The sequence below is a fragment of the Natronorubrum bangense genome (assembly GCF_004799645.1).
GTDB lineage: Archaea > Halobacteriota > Halobacteria > Halobacteriales > Natrialbaceae > Natronorubrum > Natronorubrum bangense.
In genome coordinates, this window is record NZ_CP031306.1 from 619,323 (window position 1) to 642,844 (window position 23,522).

Below are 23,522 nucleotides of genomic sequence, written 5' to 3' on the forward strand. Positions count from 1 at the left end.
TGTTATTTAGAAGAGTCACAGAGGACTTCACACGAGTTTCAAAATAGTTAGTACAGGCTGTGGATGTATCAGAAGAAGATCATGACCTTAGCTGGGTTCGGATGTCCGGAGGCGATGATACAGCAGTTCAGTAATGGGCATCGCCCAGATGAACGCAACTGAAAACTGAAGTACTGCCCCGATATGTTGGTGGGGAACAATTAACCACACAGCGATTGTGGCCACACAGATAGAAACGAGGACTACAATTGATGCCGTCACGTTATTGGCAACCTGAAGGTTAACGTCGGTCAGTCCAATGGCCGCCCCAATCCCGAGAAATATACCTAGTGCAATAGCCGCTAGCGTTACCTCAAGCGAAACAATCCGACGGGCAGGCTCAATCAACAGCAATAACGGAGTTAGAGCGAGCGAAAACAGAAACGACCGAAGAATCCGTGCCCGCTCGTCACCACCAAGGTACGGGTTCTTCTCAGTGGAGATCTGATTCATGAGAAGAGTTACAGACTGTGCGCACATATATTTACTCACGCACTGAACGCATCGTTACATTCGCATCTCTACTGATCATTGCGAACAGTTCTATGACACGCTCCAATTGTGAGTGTTATTCTGAGTGCCGATTTGTCCAACAAATCGGAAGTGGTGCGTTCGAATCGCACCGATCGGGCCGGTGAAACGGGCATATTCCCATCATCTGCCATATATTTAGCGTAGGTCTGTATAGAAAAACCTACAATGAGAATCGAATCGACGTCGGTCAACGGTCAATACCATGTGTGGATGACCGACGAGGAACTCGAGGAACTCCGGCGCGCTGCGGCTACATTCCGCGACGATCTCATCATCCTGCTCGGTGGCTACGTCGGGCTCCGGGCCTTCGAGATTCCCCAGGTGAAGCCAAAGCACGTCAAGCGCACACTGGACGGTGATCACTTCCGTCTCCGGGTGCCACGTGGAAAAGACACAGCGAACGGGACAGGAAGCCCTCGCTCCTTGAGGCCGGGGGCTCCGCCTCGAAACTGCTGAAGAGACTGCCAGAACACCTTACCTTCAAGCCAGCCTACTGCGACCCATGACAGATAGAGATGAAGAGCGTGAGGAGCGCATTGAGATGGAGATAATCGTCGATGCCTATACTCAAGACGAGCAGGCTGTGGGCTGGATAACCTATCTCGAAGAGACCATGGACTTTCCCTTTGAGGTGCAGTGTATCGAGGAGCTTGAGGTATCGCCACTAAAGAAAGGCGAAACAGTGCGCGTGCTCGGGATGCCCTCGGTAGAGCCGTCGCTCCGTCAGCAGTTCGTGACCATCGAGTGGAACGACAGAAAACTCGGCGTGCCACTGAAACAACTCGAGCCTGTCGAAGCCAGCGATGATACTGAACAGGCAGTTTCCGACTGGCACTACTGGCTCAACCGCTGACAACGTTCGGGAGCTATGGTCGCTTTTCGTCGACGATTGCCGCTGTTTCGGTTCTGGCGATTAGCTCCGTTTCGGTAAAGAGCGTGTCTATCTCTTCGAGATCGCATACCTCTTTCACGATGCAATAATACTGAGATGGAGTGCCAAAGTCATAGACCAGACTGAGACGATCTCCTTCCCAGAGCATGGCTTGTTCAGCAACGTCACCCACAGTCACATTGCCTGCTTTTCGATAGGATGGGTCACCAAGAGCGGCCACTTGATCGTCTGGAATGATGTTGAGAGACGAATCTAGATACTCCTCTTCGAGGCCATACATTCGGAGGTGTAAATCATCAAGTGTGGTGAATCGACAGACGAGTCTATCAAGTTCTGCCATGGTTGTTGTTGGCTGGACTATGATATCGTACCACTCTTTGCGTGCACGCCCCTTTTGCTTCCACCGAAGACGGTATCCCACTTTTCCAATACGACGACTGATACTCTCGCTTGTGTGCTTCTCCTTCTCTAGTGTCTCACGGACAGCCCTCCAACAGTACGAACAGATCTCATCGGGTGCCTCACTATCGAATTCCACCTTATTGATACCCTGCCAGTCAGTATAATCTTCAAGCGAAAGATACTCACTGGCGGGAGAGCGTGTACTCCGGTTACACAGTTTCACCCCAGGAAGATCGTGTGGCGAGTACGGTGAACTGGCTGAGGATTCCGCATCCAAGTCGACAATATGATCGACAGTTCCAACACGGCTAACTTCGATCACAAACCGATCGGTCAAATCTCTACCAGTAGTGCTACCAATCCCGTCGGAACTATACGTCGGTTCGGACCCATCACTCGGAACTAATTTTCCGGGGATAGGGCCTTGCTGTAGGTCGAAGATCAGTGGTCCGTCGGTGGTCCGCAACTCCTGTTCAAGTGGTGTCGAGTCAGCATCATTCACGACTTCAACATCTTCGAGAGCGGTTTGGAGCGTCGTCGCAATCTCCTTGTCAACGTACGGAACTTCACTTAGCGTACTAATACTTGCTTTTTTAAGTGTATCAAGTGTCTCGAAGGTTTCGACGAGACCGTGTACTCCACGTGATCCGAGACCGTGGATATCTTCAGCCAGTTCGGTCAGCACCAAGTGCGTATCAACGCAGGCCTCAACTGTGAGGAACTGCTCGTTCACCCAGTCCACCGCTTCGCCAGCTGTCTGGACAGTCGTCTCGTCCGATATTGACGAAAGTTCGTATTGATTCACGTCCAGATCGTACGTAATCGAAATCTGATTTCCGCCTGGCGAGCTGTCTCGGTTGATTCCACGACAATACAGGTATACCAGCCGTGTTGCAACACAACCCTCGTCGTCTTCACCTGAAAACAGTTGACCAAGCAACTGATCCTCTGGAAGCTTCGATTCCGCCAGTAACTGGCCTGGTTCCGGAACGATAGCAACAATCCAGTCTGAAGGAAGTGATACGTCCAACAATGGGTCGAGTTCAGATCTGTATTCGACCGTGACCATGCTGATCCAACGGGTGTCCAGTACTTCAGAATTCCTCCAGCAGAACGTCAAACACCAGCCGTGGGTTTTCAGCGAACACACTCAAAGAGGTCATGAACTGTGAGCTGATGGGTGGAAGATCACAGCGTCGTCGCTTCTTTCGTAATCCGCTGGTCTTCGACCGTTATCACATCTTTCTCTTCGAGGCTGCAGAGAGCTTCCTCGATTTCCGCAGCCGAAAGGTCGAGTGTGGCCTCAAACTCCGACCTGTTGACCGAATCGTCGATTGTCTGCAACACTTCGAGTTCCCAGTACACGCGTTCGGTGATCTCGGAGACGGTCTCAGCCAATGGAGTCGTGATATTGTGCTGCTCTTCGAGTTCGAAAAGCGCCTCGTTGACGTACGAGACGAACAGTTCCTGTCCGAGGAGGTCGATCTGTTGCTCCAGTTCGCTCTCAATGACATCGAAATCGAGTGCTGTCTGAACCAGCCCAAACATGTCTTCGATGTCGTCAGTCCGACCGGCGACCGCTTTGAACAGGAAGATATCCTCAGCACTGACGAGCTCAACGGACAACCCACCGACATCAAGATAGCGTTCACTACGATGGCGCATCCTATCCGAAAGGACGAGCTTGTCGACTACCTGCTGGTTGAACACATCAATACGGCAGCCGTCGTCGTTTTCGAGAATTCGCTGGGCTCCGAGTTCGTCGTACTCTTCCCCGGGATCTTTAACGATCTCGTAGCCATTCGCTACAAGAACTGTCTGCAGATGCTGAAGATCGTCACCACCAGTGACGACGAGATCGATGTCTTTCGTTGTGTTCTTCAGGTCTCGAAATGCCATCGCCCCACCGCCGATCAGGTACACTGTTAGCGAGATTTCGATCTGTGCTCCGACACGTTCCAACTCCGCCTCAATGTATTCGCCGTCGAATCGTGCTCTCATACAGTCACCTCGTATTCGTCTGCAAGGTCACGGAACTCATCCCACGTTGGCAGCCGGTCAGCTCGTTCTGCCCCTTCGCTGTCGAGATATGCAAGCAAATCTGAGACGGCCGTTTTGACGCCATAGGTGTCGGCGAGTGCCAGTATCTCGTCCCGATCCACGTCCTCGCTTTTGAGTAACAATAGGCAGTACGATTTCGTCCGTGTTCCGTCATCGATGACGAGCATATGACAACACAGCTCTGCTGGTGAAATGTCGTCTTTTGACTCCGAATACAGGTAATATCGTCGTTGCCGCGCCAGCAGGGGAAGACCAAACGTCTGGAATTGTTCCGGACCCGTAGGAACGAATACGTCCGATTCAATCACGTCGTTGGTCTGGACGAGGAACTCCTCAAGTGACTCCCAGAGGATCGCGTATGTATCGACGTGTTCTTCGATTCGAACGCGGTTCCGAAGGTGACCAAATTCCCGCGCCAGCGTGACTAACCCCTCGAACTCGTCGTTAACTGTGTACTTTCCATCGGACGTGTAAACGATTCCCCGATCCTGTAGTGGTGACAGTGCCCGATGAACCGTACTTCGATGGACGCCGACCAGATCAGCGAGGTCGGGCGCAGATGCGGGTGAGTCGAGGTAGTAGAGCACACGAAGCGTCGCTCCGTCGAGTAGCTCAGGAAACGGGAGGTGTGAATACTGCTGGACGAACGTATCGAACAGTTCGATGGCCTTCGCATCCGACCGCTGGACTTGCTTCTTCTTCCCAGACCGACGAGTGTGGACGAGCCCTTTCGCTTCAACTCGTTCAACGAGTTCAGAGACGTAATTCACGCTCCAACCGAGGTCGTCAGCGAGCTCGGAGACGGATAAGTCGCTATCGAGTGCTGCAAGCACGCGAAGTTCCGCCTTTGTGTACACAGTGTTGCAATAATACGAACCGATTATAAATATCTTCGTAACCACGCAACGGGATCGAATCGACCTGGTGAACGTCCTCACAGCACGGCAGGCGGTCGAATATGGGCGAGCGATAGCCAGCAAACCCAAGTACGGCGTCGACCGTAGACATTTGTGAGCGTGTCAGTGTATACTATTTGAGATAAATATACCCCGACAGCCTTGTCAGGGCAAAAATCGCAAGACGGCACCGGATGTCAGGGCAATGTCGGGGCAAAAACCGACTAGTATAGAGGGGGGTTACCCCGTCGGTCAGGGCATCTGTCTGGGCAGTTGTGTCGGTATCTCGAGTTTATTAGACTCCTCCAGAATCGGAGAGCCATCACCAATGGTGTTCAAAGATGAGTAATAAGTTAGAGAGTGAAACCGATGTCGAAGCGATACCTGAAGCGCTCACTGAGCGAGCACAGTGGATCTGCTGGCGAGAAGAGACCCGAAATGGCGACACGACGAAGGTCCCAGTCAACCCGAAGACCGGCGACTTCGCATCGTCGACGGACGATCGTACGTGGAGTGATCTCGAGACGGCTCTCGAGTATGCATCTACTGGTAGAGCAGATGGAATCGGGTTCGTGTTCACGCGGACGGATCCACTCGTCGGCATCGACCTGGATAAGTGCCGAGATCCAGAGACTGGGAGACCAGATCCGGAAGCAAAGAGGATCGTCCAGCAACTCGAGTCCTATACGGAAGTCTCTCCATCTGGTACGGGCTATCACGTCATCATTCATGGCGACTTCCCCGGCGGGCGAAACCGGCGTGGCGGTGTCGAGATGTACGATCAGTCTCGCTTTTTCACTGTGACTGCAGACCACGTCGACGGAACGCCGACGTCGATCAACGAACGTCAGGACGCCCTTGAGGCAGTTCATGAGGAGTTCGTCGCTGAAGACGATACCGACGACGGTATCGACGCTACTACTGGCGGTCGACGTGATGACTCGGGTCAGAACCAGACCCTCGGCCTCGAGGACGAGGAACTGCTCGAGAAAGCTCGCTCGGCGGGCAACGGAGAGAAGTTCGATCGATTGTGGCGAGGCAACACCAGTGGATACGACAGTCAATCAGAAGCTGATATGGCACTGTGCTGTCTGCTGGCGTTCTGGACCGGTGGAAACCAACTGCAGATGGATCGGCTGTTTCGACAGTCAGGGCTCATCCGTGGAAAATGGGACGACGTCCACCACGCCGATGGATCGACATACGGAGAGAAGACCCTCGAGCGCGCGATTGCTACGACAGATGACTTCTACGAGCCGACAACATCTACTGTGGAGACGTCAGTAGATGCTGCTGATACTGATACAGGCACCGCTTCCACTCTCGAGTCCGGTATTGTAGAACAGGGTTCTGAAGGGGTTGATCGAGTGTATCTCGAGGAAAAGAACGACCTTCTCGAGACCCGTATCGACGAGTTGGAGCAGACTATTGCTGACCAACGTGACCAGATCGAACAACTCACAACAGAGCGCCAGCAGTTGCGATCGATCGTTGAACAGCAGGAGGACGACCTCGAGGATACCACTGAGCCATCCTCCGAGAAAGATGAGGAGACATCATCACTCCGAACACGGATGCAGCGATTGTGGCGGCGAAGCTGACCTCCGTAGTGAACGTAGTGTTTTGCAGAAGTCGTCCTCGTTAACATTTATACAGACGCCCTGCCGGGAGTATTCCTCGGCCACTCAAGCTTCAAGCGTCGCTTTGAGGTCTGAGAGCCGATTTGACCAGCCCGGTATCTCTACTGACTCAATACCACCGTGTGATTCGAACGCTGCCAGTACCGGTTCGGGCTCTGACTCAGCGACTGCCTCCAACGCCATGAACGTGTATCTGACGTAGTCCCTGGTCTCATGTCTAGTCACAAAGTGAGAGCCATCTGGCATACCGTCGAACGCAACCAGAAGCGCCACAAGATCGGGAACCACGTCACGAACCGCCTGTGGATCCTCCTCAGCCGCCGTCTCGAGGGCTATCGCAGCCTGTCGACGCGCCCAGAGATAGACGTTCGGGAGGGCGGCGCCGAGCGATCCGGCCACGGTGTCAGCGCGTTCAGGACGTTCCTCGAGCAATTTACCGAGTGTGCCAGCTGCGATCGAACTGGAGGCGACGTCGCCGTCGGCGGCGAGGTCTGACAGCCGACCGAGATTCTCCTCGATAGTATCGGGTGTCTCCTCACCCAACTCACAGAGCGTGTATCCAACGAGATCGGCTTGTTGGCGATCGTCCGCAGCCTCGGCAGCGTCGAGCAGCCTCTGAACGTGGGGTTCGAATACCACGGGATGACCGGATCCGATCGTTCTCGCGATATCGAGGTGGAGATCCATCGCCGACGGTCGCGGCGAGAGTAATGGCTTGATGACCGTGTCGACGAACGTTGCGAGCTTCGGTTCGATCGTCTCCGGTGTCAAGCTCGTTTCGGCGTCGATCAGGTCGACGATGTCCTCGGGATCGAAGCGACCAGGGATCTCGGCACCCCCCGGTACCTCGTCGGTAGTTTCGCCGACCGTCGATCCATGCTCGACGATCGGGACGAGCGCCTCGAGAAACCGTTCGAAGAACTCCGGACCGTTCGGTGGCTCTTTCGAAATGTAGAACTTGACGAGGTCGAAGAGCTGGTCATCGGATAGGTTCTCGATCCGCTCGTCCGCCGACTCGTCGGACAGCGTCACTGCAACCAAGTCATCGAGAACCGGCCTGGCAGCGGCCAGTTCGGCATCGGCGACGGTCGCGAGGGTTCTCGTTGGGCCTCGATCCTCGTCAGTTTCCGCCCAGTGACCGAAGATATCGTACAGCACTTCCGAAACGAATTTCGGATCCGCCGCCGCGACGGGTGGCAGGGCATACTTTCCGCCTCTCGACGAGCCATCGAGGGCTCCCTCGAGGTACGGATCGACGAAAATTTCGTAGTCGTCGGTCACGGCGTCGTGTCCTGCCTCGTAGAGCGCGGCCAGTGCTCGAGCAGCGCCCAGGTTCCCCTCGATCGACCGGAGCGTCTCCTCGAGTGCGGCTACGGTTTCGTCGGTGACGGAGGGTCCGACGTCGGCCACCGCTTCCACCAAGCCAGAAACCTGGTTGTCCAGAGGGGGCGATCGTCCGCGTGCTGCCAACAGGTCCGACACGGCATCCGCAATCACCTCTGGTCGGCGCTTTGCCAGGGCATTCAGCGTCTTCACCGACGGACTGACGTGGTGACGGTCCGACCGCTCGTAATCGAACTCCGGGCTAGCCGTCTCGACGGCGTAGGGGAGGAACTCCTCAATCGCCGTCGGGTTCTGGTCACAAATCCCGACCAGCAAGTCGTCGTCGATCGTTCTGTAGGCGGAACCGTCGACGACCGATTCGTGCCAGTCGATCAGACAGTCCGCCACGAACTCCGGATAGTTCGCAGCCAGCGTGACGAGCGGATCCTCGCTGCGCTCGGTAAACGGCTGTGTTTCGGAGTATTCGGCTATCGCTTCGAAGTGTGGCTCAAAGGATTGATCGCTCTGGCGAACGTACCGAGCCAGCGTGTCTGCGCCCGTGCTTCGGTGATCGGGACTTTGGACCTGGAGTAGTGTTGTGAGAGCCGCTTCAGGCTTACCAGACCCTTCGCCGGCGGCCAGTGCAGCCGACACGAGTAGCTCTGCGTCGTCGCGTAAGGAACGGCCCTGGGAAGCGAGCCGATCGACCACGCGCTCGGCGACGTCCGTTCGATCGAGGTGATCAGCGTGTATCAGCCATCCGAGCATTCTCGCCACCCCGATTCGAATCTCGTCGTCATCGGCGTCGAGGTACCCATCAAGGCGGTCGACGTGATCGACCAGCAGGGCCGGAGAATCCGCGGCCACGTCACAGAGGATACGGACCGCCGCGTATCGAGGCGTCGCCGCATCACGATTCGGCGCAAGTGCGTCGAGATCGTCTTCGAAGGTGTCGATGACCGTGTCGATTGCAGCGCTGGCATCCGGATGCTCCTCGAGCAGGTCGACGGCGTGTGATTCGAGATGGAAGGCGACTCGTTTGCGGACGATTGGTGATGGATCGTGCAGGTGTTCGACCAGGGCCATTGCCACCCACGAGACGGGTTTCGGAGGGGTACGTTCGTTGTCGGTCGAGGATGGCGTGAACGAGTCGTCGTCGAGTGCCTCGCTGACAATGCCACCGAGGGCTCCGGTCGAGACGATTATCTGACGCACCCGAGGACTGTCGTCGTCGATTAGTTCGAGCAACTGGGAACCCAAGGCCGATACGTCCACGACGTCTTCTGGATCCGGACCCAGTGTCCCCGCGGCAATCGTACTAAGCATGAAGGCGGCTCCGCTTCGAAGTTCGGGGTCGTCGTGATCGAGATACGACCGGAGTATTTCGACGCTCTGGGTGGTCGGATCCAGAGACCAGTCGGACGGATCGTCGAGATACAACCGCGATATCTGGGCCATCACGGCGGGTTCGGCTGTTGGTTCAGCCTCCGCGAGGCGGCTACATAGCTCGTCGATCATTGGGTCCGAGTCAGATTGCGCCATCGATACCGTAGTGAATTGCGTAGTAGTCGAAGTGTGACTCGACGAACCACCGACTGATAGTCGACAGTTCGTCGACTGGCTCTCCGAGCTGATCGTCCTCAACTTCGTAGTATCTGCTCTTCGTCCGCCCATCCCCACCTTCGATCGATTCGACGATAACGACTCGGTCGAGGTGGCCACAGATCGATTCTAACACCGTATCAACAGGGACCGACGTCGTTACGTTGTCGTCGTAGATTACGACCGACGATCCCTGTTGTTGGCTCGTGAACCGATCCGGATAGCGTTCGTCGATCATGTTCCCCATCACAGCATCTGGATCGCCGTTGTCGTCGATCTCAGCGACTATCCATCCCTGATGCTCGGCCATGCACGGCGATTGTTTCACGAATTACAAAAGTGTACGTCTAGAGTACTCAGTGGTCATCTTGGATGAGCCGCCGATAGTCCTTCGAACCTCATCTTCTTTGATCACACATCGTGGTTGTAATTAACATCCTGGGAAGAGTTCTATGACACCTTCAGAGAACAGTTATTCGAGTGATTTCTCTGCTCACCAGAACGGTTTCTCATCCCCAAAGGGGTGAGGGGAATCATAGACTCCCCTCACTGACTATGAGTTCTGAACCACCAACACCGAAACTGGGAGTCGGCTACAAGACGCCTCGAGAGATAACGGCCACGTCACGGGAGACTCGTCGACACCTTCCTGTTCCAAACGATCGTAGTAGAGTCTCGATCATCTCGTACGTGGAGTGGGTTCTCATCGAACTCACCCATGAAAACCTCGCTGCCGAGTATCGGTCGTCACATCTCTGGGGAACCAAACGCACACAGTATACCGCAGAGAACCCTCGAGGAGAGGCCTTCTCAAAGCATCACTACGATGCTCGAGTTGGGTGGCATACCGAGACACCCGATCGAGATGAACTTCGAACGGAGCTCGTGAACAAATTGTCACGATCTCGTCCAGAGACATCAGATCCGGATCTCGATGCAACGTGTCGACGTGACCGTTTCGTGCTCAAACCGATTAGACAACGTCCTCAGCAGGATAATACGAAATAATCCGGAGGCATACCAAAATATTGGTCCAAGGCGACTTTAGAGAGTCCAATGAGTAATCAATCACGTTCGTGGCCAGCGGAGATGGATGCAGCTGACCGCGTCAGGCATGTTGCGTTGACTTGAACGACGCCACAAAATCAATCACTCTATGTTGTTCCCAACCACATCACTTATTGTGTTGTGGGTTGTGACAACAGTTGATGGCAGACGATGATGAGGGTGCTAACCTACTCATCGAAGTGACGAAGGATTTCGGCGAGACGTATGCCGAAGTGCAGGCGTGGGCAGTTCCGCCATCTGACCGGTATCCCGACGGCATAAAATACTCAATGCAGTATGGCACCACCGACGGTAAAACCATCATCCGATACGACAACTTCCCGGATCATCCCGGGGCAGCACCCCACCACAAACACCTGTCAAACGGTAAAATCGAGGACATCGAGTTCAGCGGTCTCGAAGCACTCTACGACCGATTCAAACAGGAGGTACGTGATCATGGAGAACACTGGTAACCCAACTGACGGCGATCGAACAATGTACATCCGATTCCAGAGCGGCGATGAAGATGGGCTACGAGATGCCCTTCGCGCGCTTGATCGCGGTGAGACGCCTGAGCCTCATTTTGAGGTGATCTTCGACGATCCTGACGATATTCATCGCGTCACCCGTCCGAAGAACCTGGAACTACTCCGAACGATTGTACAACATGAGCCAGAGAGTATTCGCGAGGCAGCGCGACTTGTCGACCGGGACGTCCGCCAGGTCCACACGAACCTCGAGGAACTCGAATCACTCCATCTAATCCACTTCGAGCAGGACGGGCGACGCAAGCGCCCAACTGTCTGGTACGACTCTCTCGAAGTGGATCTCCCGCTGCACGCTCCGGACGTGGCTCGAGACGAAGCGAACGCATGACCGAGTGTCGACCTACGCGTTACGTGAATCTTCTCTGACCGTTATTTCGACAATCTCCCCAGGTTCAAGTTTTACCGGATCTAGTAGTTGGAGAAATTGATCTCCTCCTGTCCCACTCAACACACGAGCCCTGACTGTCTCCTCGGAACGCTCGAGTTTCGCGTCAATTGCATCGAGTCGAGCGAGGAGTTCTGCCTCAAGCGACTGTTCTTCGAGTGATTCCGTTTCTGCAGGAAGCGTCTCAGTGTCAGATGCCACAGCATCGGGGTTCGCCGAAGCATATGGATCTGCCGCAGTCCGTGCAAACGTCGTCTCGAGAGCGTCGAGGTTGACGCCTTCGGCCTCAAGATTGATCGGTTCGCGCCCGTTGACATCCAGCGTGGCATCAGGCTCGAGCGATTGTTCCTGTACCGCCTCCCAGTGACGTCTGCGAATCCGTCTTGCAGTCGCTTCCGCGATCCATCCAGGGGCGTTCCAACGTCCCTCTTCGTAGAGTCGGTGGACGTCTTGATCGTTCGTCCCCCAGGTGAAACACCGATCGAAACGGCGTTGAAACCGGTTGAGTGTATCGCCTCTCGCGTGTTTGATCACGACCTCTATCGGAGCAAGTGAGCGGACAACGTCGTCGATGGTCCCGAGTGTTGGGTGGTTTGACAGACGGATCGACTGTGTTGTACACTGGGTGTTCGAGATGCCGTCACCATTGTCTGTCGCGAGTTGGATGAACAGTGCCCCTGGATCGTCGTCGATAGTCTCGAGGAGTCGACGAGAGCTTCCGGTCGTTGGCGACTCTGGCCCTGTGATCGTCACACTTCCATCTTCGAGCACCTCATCAGGTCGCTCGAACACTTCGTGGGAAGTGACCGATGGCACATCATATTCGAGTGCGTTGTACACTTTGGCAGCTTGTCCGACGATGGTGAGCGGTAACTCGCGCTCGAGTTCCGTCGCAACCTGGGCGAGTACTGTCGCGTAGTGGACGCCGGTGAGCGAACTCGTTGCGATCACGACCCGTGAGCCGGCAAACGCACGCTCGAGTACCGTCTCGAGTGACTCGTTGAGTGCAGTCGTGTACGAATCATCGCTCGAGACGTTCAGCAACACACAGTCGATATCGAACGGGTAGGCGGTCTCGAGCCCTGGAAAACCGGCACACGGTCGCATTGTGAAATCACCGGTGACGAGGAGGTGTTGCTCACCACTGAGGGGGCCGTCACTCGGGTTCTCGTCACGAAATCTGAGTATGAATCCGGCTGCACCAGGCGTGTGCCCGGCCGAAATCGGTCGAACCTCGAGTGTGGACAGGATCGACGTCCACTCGTCGATCGGTTCAAGCGCCTCGAGCGCAACTGAAATGTCGCCAAGGTCGTTATCCTTCTGGGCTTCAGGTAACGCCTGCTCGAGAATCGTTGCCGTCGCGGGTGAGGTGTAAATGGGGGCGCTGTGGTGAACGTTTCCCGCGAGCGTTCGGTAATGGTCGATGTGGCCGTGAGTAAGCAAAATGGCGTTCAGATACTCGTCGTCGCCGAGCATGGATTCGACATCGACATCATCGCCAGCATCGACGAGAACACACGCACGCGTGCCATCGTCGGTGGTAAAGCGCAGAAGCGTCGACTCGTTGCCGCTGTGGACGTTCGCATGTTGGTAGGAGACACGCATACGTGGGGGACAGTTTCAATTCAGAACTGCATGGGTTTCAGTTTTGTACTAGCAGTGATTGGTAGTACGGCATCTGTATTTAGTCCACCTGTCGACCGATAGTCTCTTGAGTATGGATATGATATGAGTATGTATGAGTGGGATTGAAAAACGACGAGTCGGCGACCGCGGACAGGTCACCCTCCCCAAGGAACTGCGCGAAGAGTTTGACATCGGCGGCGGTGACGAGGTAGAAATCCGCAAAGAGTCAGGAAAAATCATCATCGAGAAACCGATCACTCGAGAGGATCTCGCGGCCGGCTATCGTGCGCGAGCCGATCGCCTTCGAGAACTCTACGATGAAATGAATGGCGTATCTCAGGAGGCCGACGAATATCTCGGCGACGCCCCGGAGTGGGAGTAGATGGAGGTACGCCGGGGTGACATCGTGATCGTCGAGCTTGACCCGACAAAAGGTTCAGAACAACGGGGGACGCGACCATGTCTTGTCGTCCAAAATAACGTTGGGAACGAAAACGCACCCACGACGGTTGTCGTCCCGTTCACGACGTCGTTTGATGACGAGTTGTATCCGTTCGAAGTGCTCGTGAAGGCCGATGAGTGCCACCTTCGAGAGGATTCCGTCGCAATGTGCAGCCAGATCCGAACGGTGTCGATCGAACATCGAATTAACACCGTCGTCGGATCCATTTCTGAAGAACGAATGCGTGACGTCGATACCGCACTCGAGTATAGTCTTGGGCTGCGCGGCTCGTGGTGACCTCCTCCCCGCGCTGAACAGTAGTTGCTTCGGCAACTACTGTGAACGACGGGTCTTTCTCCTTGCTTCTCCGTAATTCCCGGCCGACAACATGTCCGAGTAGGCACGTCGGTCCCATTTTCTGAGTGGATCGCCGGTCTGGTGCGTGGCTCCCACTCCTGCTCCAACCCACCGCCACCTCCCACCACCTCCACGGTCCGGGCTGCTCACGGCCAATGGCCGTTCGCTGCCGGGCTTTCGCCACAGCGCAAATCTGTTTCGCGACTTTGCTATCACCTAGTAGTTAGTGACTTCTCCCACGACTAAAGTCGTGGGCTTCCCTCACTGAGGGTTAGGCCCACGTCGTCTGGGGAGTTCGCAGGTTCCATCTCACCGTTGGTTCCTTTGAGTACGACCTGCGTTTCGGGCTGAGCCACAACAGCCCCCACCGTCGATAGCGGACTCTGAATGTTCTTACCGACGGCTCGTTTGCCGATGTTCGTCGCGCCATTCTTGTCACCGTTGTCGTCCAGTCCACAGTCGTGGCACTCGACCCGCCCCTGCACTTCCCGCGATGTGTTCTGCGACCCACACCGCCAACACGTCACAGACGTGTCGTACTCGTTCACGGGGAGGCACTCTCGCCCGTCAAGATGGGCTTTGTACGTGAGGATGTTCGCCATCTTCGCGTATGGCATCTTGTGGGTCTTGTCGTTCACGTACCGACCCTTGTCGTTGTCGAAGCGCAACCCCGTCATATCACCGAACACGATGACGGCGTTACGCTCCCGGGCGCGAGCAACGAGTTCGTTTGCCACTTGGTGCAGTTCGTGTTCGACCGTTCTGGATTCCTTGTCCCCGAGGCGTTCGATGACCTGCGCTCCCGAACGCACCTTCGCCTTCCCGATCCTCTTGCGGAGTTGCTTGTAGTGTTCACGGACGCGACGGACTTCCGATCCGTGGAACTGCGTGTCGCGGTCAGAGAGGAACGTGCTGACAGCTATCCACTTTGCACCCATATCGACGGCGAGAATGTCATCGTATTCGTCTGCGACGGCCACAGACCGTTTGCAGACGAGATGGACATACCACTCGCCGTCTCGGAGGACGAGTTCCGAGTCGCGGATGTACTCGTCTTCAAGGAGGTTCGTGTCCTTCTTGGGGACGCGGACGGGAACCCAGATGCTATCCCCGCGTTCCTTCTCGGGGTTGTAGACGGGGAGTTTGAACCACCACGACGAGAGAACCGTGTCCTCGTCGTGTTCGATGGTGATGCAGTCGTTACGGAGGACGACAGGCTGTTCGATGTCCTCTCGCGGGTTCTTGTTCGAGCGGACTTTGCCCGCCTGTTGTTTAGTGGCGGAGTAAAGGTTCGCTTTGTCGTCACCGTGAACGGCATCTTGAAACGCGCCGTACTCGCGTTCGATGAGTCGGGCTTTCCGCTCGGTGAGCGAGTGGAGTTTGACCCGTACTGTGGTGGTGACTTCTCGATGCATCGTTATCGTCCGGTCTGTGCTTCGATGTACTCCTCGATGGTCTGACTCGACACTTCGCCTGCTGAGGAGACGAAGTACGAGCGTGTCCACAGCGAGGGGAGGCCGAAGTCGAACTCGTTGCGGAGGTTCCGCGAGGTGTAGCCCTTGACCTGTTGCATGATTTTGTTCGGGGCGAGTTTGGGGTTGCCAGTGATGAACAGGTGTACGTGGTCGGACTGGATTGCCAATCGGAGAATGTCGAGGTCGAGTTCGTCGGCTTTCTCCTCGATGAGTTGTTCGAGACGGTCGGCAACCTTGTCGGTCAGCACCGGCTTGCGGTACTTCGGACACCACACGAAGTGGTAGTGGAGGTTGTGAACCGACGTTCGCTCTCGACTGTACCCGCGTGGCATACGATTAGATAGAAGTCAATCTATATTATATATTAGGATACCATCAACCCTCGGTCGGCTATCGAGGATAGTTTGTGTCGTATATGGTCGGATTCATCCCACGACTGAAGTCGTGGGCTTTCTCCTCGATTTCGTGTAAGACAGTACCGATATTCAGAGTTGGATGTAGAAATGTACACCTCGATTCGGTAACTACGCGTGCTTATACCTCGCTGCCACGGAATCCTGTGAGGAAGGCGTGTGTACTCCTATAGAGGACAATGAACCCAGCACACCCGACCAGCAGTCCAAGTACGATAATGCTCCACCCATATCCGCCTACTACTGCGGAAAGACCTGCCCACGTAACGGCTGCCAGCGCGATGAACACGCACAGGGTTAGGAACCCATATCGAGCGAGGGTAGCACGCGGAGACCCTCTTCCTAATGCTTCAATCCCGCCTAATTGAACAGCAGCGGCTTCGACGGCTAACTGAAGACCAATTAGGACTGATACCGCAAGCAACAAGATGCCGCCGACTGGCGGTATTTGTTCAACCCCTACGGTATTGAGTACTACACCGGAGAGATGGGTCAAAACCGATAGTGAAGCGATTATTGCTGGTATTCCGATTAGTATAGTGGCACCAAGATAAACCAGACTCGGGATCAGCAATGAACGTTCTTTAGATGACACACTGTCAAGTTCCTTTCACCTCCCCATAAGTTTTGTTAGCTTCAACTGTGCTACTCAAATTCCTCACTGACTGTTTTGTGCTTCACCAACTACTGTTACCGATTCTCGCGGAGGCGTTCGATTCGTTCCGCCAGCGGCGGCGTCCTCGAGATTAGGCTTCGACGTGATCCGTCTTTGAGATCGACACCGGCTGCCAGTGCAGCGCATTCGAACGCGTTAGCGAGCGTTTCCGATCCAACGGTATCACCGGCACGGGAATCAGTGTAGTACCGAAATTTCCGGACTCCAGCGAGGCCGATTGCGGCGATTACGATTGCTACCATTATCGCTGGAAGTATCGAGACTACCTCGAAATTGACCGCTAACACCACCCAAATGAGAGGAACGATATATGGCACCATCGAGATAATTTCTTCGTAATAGGCCGCTTGTTCCCGACGGGCAGCGAGCAGTGCCTGCAGGGTTTCGTCATCGAACGTCTCGAGTGCGCTGCTCGAGACGAACAGAAACCGGCCACCAGGAGCTCCGGACAATTCGACCGCGAGGTACTTGTCATCTGCCTCAACGATCCGGAACCCCCGGACCGGCAAATCAACGCTCTCGAGAAGCGAATGGATACGCGCTCGCTCGTCGTCGGTCGGTCGACGCGTCCTTGAAGAGAGTCCGGACAGCAGCGGCGCGCCAGCCCAGGCCATACCCCAGAGTCCAAGAACCAGAATGACAAGTCCAACTGGCCCGCCCTCAAGCGCTGTGAGGATGCCGGAAGCGAGCAGGAAGACGAATACAAAGAGGACGGCCAGATATCGCAGATAGTGACGACGAACCGTCGGTACGTGGTCGACACCCGGCAATTCAGGGTTGGCGTGGAGAATCGCGGTGATCGTTGCTACGGCAACAACGATCGCAGCGCCGGCGCTGGCAAGAATCGTGACGAGTGTATCTATAAATCCGTCTCCCGGTGTGAGGAGTCCGGCATTACCAACGACCCAGGTTACGACGCCAGCGAGAAAGCCTGTCGCCCCCGTGAGGATATTCGTCCATCGGGCGACAGTTTCGTCCGACCAGTTTTGAGAAAACCGACCGTACAGGTAGCCAACCCCGAGCGAACAGGTCGCACTGATAGCAACGAAAATAACGAGAAGGAACCAGGTGACTGCGGTGACCAGTAGGGACATACGCGGATCTGTTGTAACGAATAGTCTAAAATATTACCGAAGCAACTGTTTAAAACACTGATCTGACCAACGTTCGCTCCTGTAAGTGGCGTCGTTGTCCTTGCTGTTGGAATGCTAGTACTGCATGAAATGCTTGCCGAGCAGGGCCACCGTCCAAATGTGTCAAGAAACGGGGCGTCAGAATTGACTGGACGGTACGATGTGATCGTACATGTAGTGGTCAGTTCGCTACGGTTCGTTTTAACGTGTTGCGGAAGGAATACGCCGATTAGTACAGGTGTTCTAATTACCGGCCATAGAGCACGAAAGAGAGAAACAGAAACGTTGCTACAAAGCCGCCTGCGAAGCCGAGATAGGCACCAAAAGTTCCAAACATGCCAACAAAAATTATTGCAAAAATCGCACCCACGAGGACGGCACCAATAGTCATCAAAACCCCCGCCTGCCACTCCTCAAACTCGATCCTTTCAGGCATGAATACGGATATGTCCATCTTGGTAATAAAATTGCGAGTTATTCAATAAGCACATGTAGTTGCCGGTCAGTACAGCTCACACACTACACGCGTTAGTCTGCAACGGGGTCAATCAAAATGCATACCTAAGAGAACGTATTACTTTGATCTATGAGCCAAAGAATAACCGTTGGGTTGTTCTTTTTGACTGTCGGCTTATTGGGAGTTCTTATCTCTCTCGCGTATGCATTTTCAGGAGGCAATCCATTTGAGACTGAAGCATTTAGCCGTCGGAGTCCCGGCTTTCTCACTATTACGTCGCTTGGAGGAATAGCATTGGGAGTTGCTCTCTTGCTCGATATTGGATCTGTTTCAGATTTTGTACTCGAATAATTTCAGTCCAGTATTCATCACGGCTTGTTGAAGAGATACGCTGACTGGTAGGAATCCCAGCGTTCAACCCGCACGTGTAATGATCAGAAATTTCATGAGAGGAGGAATCTAAAGAAGAAGACTTCGACAGAACTGTACTGTCATCTGAACCGTCGACATCGAGTTACGGTTCGTAATGCTCTCGGTGGACGACTTCGGATTCGTTTTCTTCCTCACTGATCGCGGTGACGACGATCTGATCGCCATCGGTGTCGTAGGGAATGTAGAGGGTTACATCTTCCCACCTTGCGGTAAACTCGTCATCATCACGATCGAATGCTCCCGTGCTAGCGCCCTCGATAGTAGATTCGATCTCAATCCGGTTCGCATCAACGCCTCGCTCATCGGTGAGCACGACCGCCGCCTGCTGAATATCGCTTGTCGGACTGTCGTATTCCCAATCAATTTCGACGACTACGTCGTCGTTTTCGTCCTCTATTGGCTCCTCAAACACTTCTTCAGGATCTTCTGGAGTGTCGTCGACTGGTGCAGCAAACAGGTACCGCCACTCTTCGTCCTCAGTGGCGAGCATCCAGATCGTATCATCCTCAGTTGGATCATCGACAGTAACTTCGGCTGCTGCCACATTCTCTCCGTCAAGCGTCTCAGTGAGTGTTTCCTCTTCGAACCAGAACTCTGCGCCCTCTAGCTCAAACACATCTTCGACCGTCGCGTCGTCGTCAACCACCTCTGCATCGAGTCCTTCAAGATCCTCCTCGTCGCCACCGCCACGAAACTCCCAGCCATCCTCGGCCCATGCCGCAGGATCCAGTGGATTGTGTGAGTGTGACAGTTCGCTCATCCGATCGAGGTCTTCTTCGACAGCCGCTTCAAGAAACGCATAGACCACGGACAGTCGATCATTGTCTACGTCGGAACTCTCCTCCGTCTCCGCATCGTCGTCAGTCGCTTCCTCCTCCGGTTCGTCGCTATCGCCATTGCTATCGGACTCGTCGCTGCTCCCATCGGTTGGGTCGCTCGAGGACTCATTATCAAGACATCCCGCAAGCGAGACGGCGGTGACGAGCCCAACCTGTAGTGCACGTCGACGAGAAACCACTGCGAGCCCGGTGGTGCGGTCGACATCACTAGTCTGAAGAGTGTCGTCTCTATCGAGGACCATAACTTGGCTATGGAAGTTGGAATTTTGAATGTTTTGTATTCCTGAACAGAGTTGGATTAGACCTCGAGGGTCTAGAGAGCAAAGTATTCAGCGCCTGCCGACCCGGACGCCGAGCGTTCTCGAGTTGACGAACGGCCAGTACCAGTCGGCTAGCGGTCCTCGACAGCGTTCCGGAAAGCGACGAGTGCCAGTTCGGCACACCTGAGCCGTGACGGCGTCAGGTCCATGCCGACTAGGTCCTCGAGCGTCTCACTGTCCCATTCGACGATGTCGGTGGCCGGTGTCCCGATCATTTGCTCGGTGAGCAGTGATGCCGTTGCCTGTGAGAGTGTACAGCCTCGCCCAGTGAACTGGACCGTTTCGACGACCGGTGGTTTCTCGTCGGACAGTTTCACCGTCACCGCTATTTCGTCACCCTCGGGATGTGTCGGGCCGACACACTGGGGGTTGCTAGTTTCGTGCTCGATATCCGGGTCCGTGAGCGTACCGTAGTTCCGGGGATTTTGGGAGTGGTCTGCGAGCAACTCCCTGATGAGCGTCTTGTCCATACATACCACTCGTCTCGAGTAATGAAAAACGGACGGGACACCGCCAGATTGGTGTTAGAATTCCCACGCACCCGAATGTGGGCGAATGGTGGCAGGCCCCAGCAAGAAACCAGAGTAGGTTCTGCTGTACGGAGCTCATCCCAACTGGACTCGGACTCAAAGATGTCGCCGGTGCAAGCCCGATCACGGGCAGTCCCAGACTATTGATTTCGGCGATGTCCATCGTGCCGATCCGGTCAGCGATCAGTGAGTACGGGAAGACTCCGACAGCACTGATCTCAATCGACCGGGCAGCGATCGATCCCGAGCACGCGATACAACAAACATCGCCGCATCACCCCTTCAACGATCAACACGATCGCGATGATTCCAAGCCCGAGTGCCGAGACGACTGGCACGGTCACCACCCCGAATGCGGCAAGTACAGCGAAGGCTGCCAGTGCCACCCCACCCACGACCCGAACAATCGCATCGATGTGTCCGACATTACGTTTCATTCCTGCGTGGCCCCTTCGCCATTCGTCGCGGTGAACTCAAGCGCAACGCCGTTGAGACAGTAGCGCTTCCCGGTCGGTTCTGGCCCATCGCTGAAGACGTGTCCGAGATGTCCTCCACACTCAGCACAGCAGACCTCGATTCGCCTGTCCAGGAGACCTGTCTCGCGCTGGGTGACAACCGCATCGTCGTCGATCGGATCCCAGAAGCTCGGCCAGCCCGTCCCTGACTTGTATTTCTGGTCAGTGTGAAACAGATCGCTTCTACAGCCAGCGCACTCAAACACACCGTTCTCGTCGATGTGGAGGAGATCAGACGTACCAGCAGGCTCCGTTCCAGCCTCACGAAGCACGTGGTACTCCTCGTCGGAAAGCACTTTTCGCCATTCGGAGTCGGTCTTTGGTTGCCCGTCGTCTGTGAGTCGCTTGCCCATATGTGACTGCAGGTCGTCGGCTCCATGAACGTTGTGCGTCCACAAAAGGTGTTTTCTCTCTCCGCAGACAGCACGGCAGCCGGCACGACAGAGTGGTCCACTGCGCTCTCATCGAACACTACCCGTTCCGTACTGCCACGGTTGGCCTCGAGATGCGCAACATCGATGGCGTTCGAATCGGAACGGCAGCTGGCTGGTTCCTCGAAGAGCTCAACGCAGATCAAGACAGCTAAACCTGCCATCAAAAGCCCCTGACGAACTCGAGTCCCGCGCCTGGCGAGACACACACGTCTCGCTGGCCTTCACTCGTTTCACTCGCGAAGATCTCGCTGCGCGCCTCACTCCGTTGCGGTGCTTGCGTCGTCGGGGTTCCCCGAGTACGTCAGCCCCTTTCGATCCCACCCACATGGGTAGGTCAGCTGGCTGTCGAAGGTGGTTGTTACCTTCTCAAAGACGGCACGTCCCGCTCGCCGCTTCTGCTCTTCGCTCACTCTCGCTCTTCGGTTGCCAGTATTAAGCGCGCTTTCGGTCTTCGCTGCCGCTCAGACACGTAAACGGCTTAAAACTGGCCGCTCGCTCCGGTTGAAGCGCCGCGCGCTACTGGTTGGATCGGTCATCGGCGCGTCTCGCTCGCGCCCTGACGGGCGCTTACGAAGGCGCGAGCGAGACGCGTGTGATGGATGAGTTGGACAGCGAGAGAGCCAGGGCTGGAGAGTCGTGGTGTTGTGAAAAGACGCCGAGTGAGCGCCTTTGGATGTAATCCAATGTCTAGTAAGAAGTCGGTTAGTAAGGTCGTTTCGGTCGATGAACAAGCATACGAGCAGGAAGCGGGTCAAGCGGAGCACGAGGATGTCGTCGACGAGACTCCAGAGTTCCGGGCCACGGTGGAGATGGAGATTCAGGCGAAGGTCGATGCAAACCACCCAGACGGGATCGTCGACACGAGCGAGGATCGGATCTACGGTGTGACCCTGGCCCAGGAAGAGCGCATTCAGGCCAGAGAGAAAGAACTCGAGCGAATCAGTGCACAGGCGGCCTTCGGTCGACAGAAAGGACGAGCGGAGCGAACGAGAGCAGTGGTTGAACAGGCACGTCGTAGTCAGCGGCCGGTCAAAGAAGTCGATCCTCGAGAGAAGCTTGAGAGAGCGGAGTTGGGTCAGGTCAATCGGCAGGCACAGCGGTTGGCAGAGAACGTCAACGGTGGGTACACGCGAGCGGTCATCGCGAAGCGGATCGCCAGTCGGGTGCTCGAGGGAGAAGCAATGTTCGAGGCGGTGATGGATACGAAAGAAGAGATGCAGCATGAGGCAGGGACGATCGTGCCGATTGGAAGACTCGAGTCGATTAGGCGAGGCGAGGTCAGTGTCGAAGGGCGCGTGATCGAACTGTGGGAGCCCTCGAACTCGAGCATGCAGCAGGTTGGACTGATTGAAGACGAGACTGGACGTACAAAATTCACGATCTGGACGAAGAGCAGACAGACGATGGTGCAGAAGGGTGAGTTGGTGCGGTTCAGGGCGGCGGCGAAGAACTGGTACAATGGACGGTGTTCGATCGCGTTGACTCACTGGTCGGAAATCGTGTTCCCAGAACGCGGTCAGTGGTGGGAGTAGCCGAGAGACCTCTCTTTTTTGCTGATGCCCGATCACCCACTACCCACCTCCCCACCCACCTCCACGTTCCGGGCTGCTCACGGCCAAGGGCCGTTTCACTGCCGGGCTTTCGCCGAATCTGCCAGTTTTGGACGCTTATGGGCTCAAGCACGCATCACCTAGTATCTTCGACCCGATTGTGCTTCCAGCAGCGAGTTTTTGGCGCCATGAGGCATGAGGCGCACTCAATAGTGTGCCGTCATGTGATTGACAATGACTGATCCGAATTCGATTGACGACACTACTGACGATTACAGACGATTCGAAGCCAGACTCGTTGCCCATGATCGGGATGCAACTCATGCCGTGACGGCGGATATTGGCGATACAGCCGCTCGAAAGCTCGTTACTGAACTTATCGATAACGATCTGGTGACACCAATCCCTGGGAAGCGGGTGTTCATCCACGAGCCAAGTGGGACCGCTTTTGACTCGAGCACTCAGCTTGCCGTCTTTCATCAAGGCTGGACGATGGCCCGCAACGCTGACAAGGAGGGTGAGTAATGCAGCAGACACTCACTGGCTATGCGTTCTGCGACGCCCTGCCCGACGCCGAGTCCGGCGAGGCGCATACGTGGGGTCAAGACGAGCGAGTCACCCACCTAATCTGTGTCGACTGCGCTATCCAGGCGGAGCCGGACCCTAACGAGTTCGATCACTGCACCTGTGACGGCTGTGGGCTCGTCGTCGACACAATCGCGGCACTCACACGATTCCGCGTTGGACTCGGCCATCTCGAGGGCTCGTTACAGCTGTGTGCACGATGTAGTCCCGGTGGGCCAGCTACCTACTGGACGCGTGATCTCGAGAAGCACCTCATCACGACGCCGACAAAGTGAATGACAGAGTTTGACCTGCCTTTAGGCGTGAGTGTGCTCCTTCTGTAACAAACACCCAAAATAGCTATGCACCCACGCTACCAACATTAAT

At 55.4% G+C, this 23,522-nt stretch carries 27 protein-coding genes and 1 pseudogene; 11 read left to right on the plus strand and 17 right to left on the minus strand.

What is annotated here, in order from left to right; genetic code table 11:
• Nucleotides 1-87 precede the first annotated feature (87 nt).
• Nucleotides 88-492, minus strand: a complete 405-nt coding sequence (locus DV706_RS18305) for a hypothetical protein (protein ID WP_136350964.1) — start codon at nt 490-492, stop codon at nt 88-90.
• A 246-nt stretch (nt 493-738) separates the two neighbouring features.
• Between DV706_RS18305 and DV706_RS18310 the strand changes: the two are divergent.
• Together DV706_RS18310 and DV706_RS18315 are read left to right on the plus strand one after the other, a co-directional pair.
• Nucleotides 739-993, plus strand: a pseudogene (locus DV706_RS18310) (site-specific integrase); the annotation flags it as partial.
• Between the two features lie 82 nt (nt 994-1,075).
• Complete coding sequence (locus DV706_RS18315) at nt 1,076-1,426, plus strand: calcium-binding protein (RefSeq protein WP_006067192.1); 351 nt, start codon at nt 1,076-1,078, stop codon at nt 1,424-1,426.
• A gap of 13 nt (nt 1,427-1,439) precedes the next feature.
• Here the strand turns inward: DV706_RS18315 and DV706_RS18320 are convergent, their stop codons facing one another.
• The 3 genes from DV706_RS18320 to DV706_RS18330 all read right to left on the minus strand — a co-directional run bounded on the left by DV706_RS18320 (nt 1,440) and on the right by DV706_RS18330 (nt 4,785).
• On the minus strand, nt 1,440-2,228 hold the full coding sequence (locus tag DV706_RS18320; protein ID WP_136350997.1) for a hypothetical protein: 789 nt from the start codon (nt 2,226-2,228) through the stop codon (nt 1,440-1,442).
• Nucleotides 2,229-3,055: 827 nt separating this feature from the next.
• On the minus strand, nt 3,056-3,868 hold the full coding sequence (locus tag DV706_RS18325) for a hypothetical protein (protein WP_006067194.1): 813 nt from the start codon (nt 3,866-3,868) through the stop codon (nt 3,056-3,058).
• Nucleotides 3,865-4,785 carry a helix-turn-helix domain-containing protein gene (locus DV706_RS18330; RefSeq protein ID WP_006067195.1) on the minus strand — a complete coding sequence of 307 codons (921 nt, stop codon included), beginning with the start codon at nt 4,783-4,785 and terminating at the stop codon, nt 3,865-3,867. Before DV706_RS18330 ends, DV706_RS18325 begins: the two co-directional genes overlap by 4 nt.
• A gap of 380 nt (nt 4,786-5,165) precedes the next feature.
• Between DV706_RS18330 and DV706_RS18335 the strand changes: the two genes are divergently transcribed.
• The gene (locus tag DV706_RS18335; RefSeq protein ID WP_006067196.1) at nt 5,166-6,425 is read left to right on the plus strand and encodes a phage NrS-1 polymerase family protein; all 1,260 of its coding nucleotides are present in this window, start codon (nt 5,166-5,168) and stop codon (nt 6,423-6,425) included.
• A gap of 84 nt (nt 6,426-6,509) precedes the next feature.
• On the opposite strand, the gene DV706_RS18340 is transcribed toward DV706_RS18335, so the two are convergent.
• Together DV706_RS18340 and DV706_RS18345 are read right to left on the minus strand one after the other, a co-directional pair.
• Nucleotides 6,510-9,305 (minus strand): hypothetical protein, encoded by a 2,796-nt coding sequence (locus DV706_RS18340; RefSeq protein WP_006067197.1) that lies wholly within the window; start codon nt 9,303-9,305, stop codon nt 6,510-6,512.
• A gap of 10 nt (nt 9,306-9,315) precedes the next feature.
• Nucleotides 9,316-9,699, minus strand: a complete 384-nt coding sequence (locus DV706_RS18345; protein ID WP_006067198.1) for a hypothetical protein — start codon at nt 9,697-9,699, stop codon at nt 9,316-9,318.
• An 898-nt stretch (nt 9,700-10,597) separates the two neighbouring features.
• On the opposite strand from DV706_RS18345, the gene DV706_RS18350 reads away from it, so the two are divergent.
• Both DV706_RS18350 and DV706_RS18355 read left to right on the plus strand, forming a co-directional pair.
• Nucleotides 10,598-10,912, plus strand: a complete 315-nt coding sequence (locus DV706_RS18350) for a toxin-antitoxin system TumE family protein (protein ID WP_006067200.1) — start codon at nt 10,598-10,600, stop codon at nt 10,910-10,912.
• A complete protein-coding gene (locus DV706_RS18355; protein WP_006067201.1) occupies nt 10,896-11,315 on the plus strand; it encodes an HVO_A0114 family putative DNA-binding protein in 420 nt (139 codons plus the stop codon). Before DV706_RS18350 ends, DV706_RS18355 begins: the two co-directional genes overlap by 17 nt.
• 12 nt (nt 11,316-11,327) lie before the next feature.
• On the opposite strand, the gene DV706_RS18360 is transcribed toward DV706_RS18355, so the two are convergent.
• Nucleotides 11,328-12,977 (minus strand): MBL fold metallo-hydrolase, encoded by a 1,650-nt coding sequence (locus DV706_RS18360; protein WP_006067202.1) that lies wholly within the window; start codon nt 12,975-12,977, stop codon nt 11,328-11,330.
• A 133-nt stretch (nt 12,978-13,110) separates the two neighbouring features.
• Here DV706_RS18360 and DV706_RS18365 point away from each other — a divergent pair, with 133 nt between their 5' ends.
• Both DV706_RS18365 and DV706_RS18370 read left to right on the plus strand, forming a co-directional pair.
• Nucleotides 13,111-13,380: an AbrB/MazE/SpoVT family DNA-binding domain-containing protein gene (locus DV706_RS18365; protein ID WP_006067203.1), complete on the plus strand. Its 270-nt coding sequence runs from the start codon at nt 13,111-13,113 to the stop codon at nt 13,378-13,380.
• Nucleotides 13,381-13,737 carry a type II toxin-antitoxin system PemK/MazF family toxin gene (locus DV706_RS18370; protein WP_006067204.1) on the plus strand — a complete coding sequence of 119 codons (357 nt, stop codon included), beginning with the start codon at nt 13,381-13,383 and terminating at the stop codon, nt 13,735-13,737. It abuts the gene before it with no gap.
• Nucleotides 13,738-14,039: 302 nt separating this feature from the next.
• Here the strand turns inward: DV706_RS18370 and DV706_RS18375 are convergent, their stop codons facing one another.
• From DV706_RS18375 to msrB, 9 genes are all read right to left on the minus strand, one after another.
• Nucleotides 14,040-15,212, minus strand: a complete 1,173-nt coding sequence (locus DV706_RS18375) for an RNA-guided endonuclease InsQ/TnpB family protein (RefSeq protein WP_006067205.1) — start codon at nt 15,210-15,212, stop codon at nt 14,040-14,042.
• A 2-nt stretch (nt 15,213-15,214) separates the two neighbouring features.
• Nucleotides 15,215-15,604: an IS200/IS605 family transposase gene (gene tnpA / locus DV706_RS18380; RefSeq protein WP_006067206.1), complete on the minus strand. Its 390-nt coding sequence runs from the start codon at nt 15,602-15,604 to the stop codon at nt 15,215-15,217.
• 202 nt (nt 15,605-15,806) lie between these two features.
• Nucleotides 15,807-16,280 carry a hypothetical protein gene (locus DV706_RS18385; protein WP_136350965.1) on the minus strand — a complete coding sequence of 158 codons (474 nt, stop codon included), beginning with the start codon at nt 16,278-16,280 and terminating at the stop codon, nt 15,807-15,809.
• A gap of 95 nt (nt 16,281-16,375) precedes the next feature.
• Nucleotides 16,376-17,455 (minus strand): M48 family metalloprotease, encoded by a 1,080-nt coding sequence (locus DV706_RS18390; protein WP_006067207.1) that lies wholly within the window; start codon nt 17,453-17,455, stop codon nt 16,376-16,378.
• Nucleotides 17,456-17,741: 286 nt separating this feature from the next.
• On the minus strand, nt 17,742-17,930 hold the full coding sequence (locus DV706_RS18395) for a hypothetical protein (RefSeq protein ID WP_240756897.1): 189 nt from the start codon (nt 17,928-17,930) through the stop codon (nt 17,742-17,744).
• A 535-nt stretch (nt 17,931-18,465) separates the two neighbouring features.
• A complete protein-coding gene (locus DV706_RS18400) occupies nt 18,466-19,464 on the minus strand; it encodes a hypothetical protein (protein ID WP_006067209.1) in 999 nt (332 codons plus the stop codon).
• A gap of 149 nt (nt 19,465-19,613) precedes the next feature.
• Nucleotides 19,614-20,012, minus strand: a complete 399-nt coding sequence (locus tag DV706_RS18405; protein WP_006067210.1) for an iron-sulfur cluster assembly scaffold protein — start codon at nt 20,010-20,012, stop codon at nt 19,614-19,616.
• A 278-nt stretch (nt 20,013-20,290) separates the two neighbouring features.
• Complete coding sequence (locus DV706_RS18410; RefSeq protein WP_006067211.1) at nt 20,291-20,509, minus strand: YgaP family membrane protein; 219 nt, start codon at nt 20,507-20,509, stop codon at nt 20,291-20,293.
• A complete protein-coding gene (gene msrB, locus DV706_RS18415; protein ID WP_006067212.1) occupies nt 20,506-20,940 on the minus strand; it encodes a peptide-methionine (R)-S-oxide reductase MsrB in 435 nt (144 codons plus the stop codon). The genes DV706_RS18410 and msrB overlap by 4 nt, the downstream gene beginning before the upstream one ends.
• Before the next feature lie 92 nt (nt 20,941-21,032).
• Between msrB and DV706_RS21555 the strand changes: the two genes are divergently transcribed.
• On the plus strand, nt 21,033-21,173 hold the full coding sequence (locus DV706_RS21555; protein WP_006067213.1) for a hypothetical protein: 141 nt from the start codon (nt 21,033-21,035) through the stop codon (nt 21,171-21,173).
• 105 nt (nt 21,174-21,278) lie between these two features.
• Here DV706_RS21555 and DV706_RS21560 read toward each other — a convergent pair whose 3' ends face one another.
• Complete coding sequence (locus DV706_RS21560) at nt 21,279-21,431, minus strand: hypothetical protein (protein WP_161569816.1); 153 nt, start codon at nt 21,429-21,431, stop codon at nt 21,279-21,281.
• Nucleotides 21,432-21,704: 273 nt separating this feature from the next.
• Between DV706_RS21560 and DV706_RS18420 the strand changes: the two genes are divergently transcribed.
• From DV706_RS18420 to DV706_RS18435, 3 genes are all read left to right on the plus strand, one after another.
• The gene (locus DV706_RS18420) at nt 21,705-22,553 is read left to right on the plus strand and encodes a hypothetical protein (protein ID WP_006066882.1); all 849 of its coding nucleotides are present in this window, start codon (nt 21,705-21,707) and stop codon (nt 22,551-22,553) included.
• 252 nt (nt 22,554-22,805) lie between these two features.
• The gene (locus tag DV706_RS18430; protein WP_006066881.1) at nt 22,806-23,096 is read left to right on the plus strand and encodes a hypothetical protein; all 291 of its coding nucleotides are present in this window, start codon (nt 22,806-22,808) and stop codon (nt 23,094-23,096) included.
• A complete protein-coding gene (locus tag DV706_RS18435; RefSeq protein ID WP_006066880.1) occupies nt 23,096-23,431 on the plus strand; it encodes a DUF7558 family protein in 336 nt (111 codons plus the stop codon). The genes DV706_RS18430 and DV706_RS18435 overlap by 1 nt, the downstream gene beginning before the upstream one ends.
• Nucleotides 23,432-23,522: the final 91 nt, after the last annotated feature.

What these genes read in the sequence shown, in the direction of transcription:
- DV706_RS18305 (WP_136350964.1), bottom strand. Translation starts at nt 492, where the DNA reads ATGAATCAGATCTCCACTGAGAAGAACCCGTACCTTGGTGGTGACGAG.
- DV706_RS18315 (WP_006067192.1), top strand. Translation starts at nt 1,076, where the DNA reads ATGACAGATAGAGATGAAGAGCGTGAGGAGCGCATTGAGATGGAGATA.
- DV706_RS18325 (WP_006067194.1), bottom strand. Translation starts at nt 3,868, where the DNA reads ATGAGAGCACGATTCGACGGCGAATACATTGAGGCGGAGTTGGAACGT.
- DV706_RS18335 (WP_006067196.1), top strand. Translation starts at nt 5,166, where the DNA reads ATGAGTAATAAGTTAGAGAGTGAAACCGATGTCGAAGCGATACCTGAA.
- DV706_RS18340 (WP_006067197.1), bottom strand. Translation starts at nt 9,305, where the DNA reads ATGATCGACGAGCTATGTAGCCGCCTCGCGGAGGCTGAACCAACAGCC.
- DV706_RS18345 (WP_006067198.1), bottom strand. Translation starts at nt 9,699, where the DNA reads ATGGCCGAGCATCAGGGATGGATAGTCGCTGAGATCGACGACAACGGC.
- DV706_RS18350 (WP_006067200.1), top strand. Translation starts at nt 10,598, where the DNA reads ATGGCAGACGATGATGAGGGTGCTAACCTACTCATCGAAGTGACGAAG.
- DV706_RS18355 (WP_006067201.1), top strand. Translation starts at nt 10,896, where the DNA reads ATGGAGAACACTGGTAACCCAACTGACGGCGATCGAACAATGTACATC.
- DV706_RS18360 (WP_006067202.1), bottom strand. Translation starts at nt 12,977, where the DNA reads ATGCGTGTCTCCTACCAACATGCGAACGTCCACAGCGGCAACGAGTCG.
- DV706_RS18365 (WP_006067203.1), top strand. Translation starts at nt 13,111, where the DNA reads ATGAGTGGGATTGAAAAACGACGAGTCGGCGACCGCGGACAGGTCACC.
- DV706_RS18370 (WP_006067204.1), top strand. Translation starts at nt 13,381, where the DNA reads ATGGAGGTACGCCGGGGTGACATCGTGATCGTCGAGCTTGACCCGACA.
- DV706_RS18375 (WP_006067205.1), bottom strand. Translation starts at nt 15,212, where the DNA reads ATGCATCGAGAAGTCACCACCACAGTACGGGTCAAACTCCACTCGCTC.
- tnpA (WP_006067206.1), bottom strand. Translation starts at nt 15,604, where the DNA reads ATGCCACGCGGGTACAGTCGAGAGCGAACGTCGGTTCACAACCTCCAC.
- DV706_RS18390 (WP_006067207.1), bottom strand. Translation starts at nt 17,455, where the DNA reads ATGTCCCTACTGGTCACCGCAGTCACCTGGTTCCTTCTCGTTATTTTC.
- DV706_RS18395 (WP_240756897.1), bottom strand. Translation starts at nt 17,930, where the DNA reads ATGCCTGAAAGGATCGAGTTTGAGGAGTGGCAGGCGGGGGTTTTGATG.
- DV706_RS18400 (WP_006067209.1), bottom strand. Translation starts at nt 19,464, where the DNA reads ATGGTCCTCGATAGAGACGACACTCTTCAGACTAGTGATGTCGACCGC.
- DV706_RS18405 (WP_006067210.1), bottom strand. Translation starts at nt 20,012, where the DNA reads ATGGACAAGACGCTCATCAGGGAGTTGCTCGCAGACCACTCCCAAAAT.
- DV706_RS18410 (WP_006067211.1), bottom strand. Translation starts at nt 20,509, where the DNA reads ATGAAACGTAATGTCGGACACATCGATGCGATTGTTCGGGTCGTGGGT.
- msrB (WP_006067212.1), bottom strand. Translation starts at nt 20,940, where the DNA reads ATGGGCAAGCGACTCACAGACGACGGGCAACCAAAGACCGACTCCGAA.
- DV706_RS18420 (WP_006066882.1), top strand. Translation starts at nt 21,705, where the DNA reads ATGTCTAGTAAGAAGTCGGTTAGTAAGGTCGTTTCGGTCGATGAACAA.
- DV706_RS18430 (WP_006066881.1), top strand. Translation starts at nt 22,806, where the DNA reads ATGACTGATCCGAATTCGATTGACGACACTACTGACGATTACAGACGA.
- DV706_RS18435 (WP_006066880.1), top strand. Translation starts at nt 23,096, where the DNA reads ATGCAGCAGACACTCACTGGCTATGCGTTCTGCGACGCCCTGCCCGAC.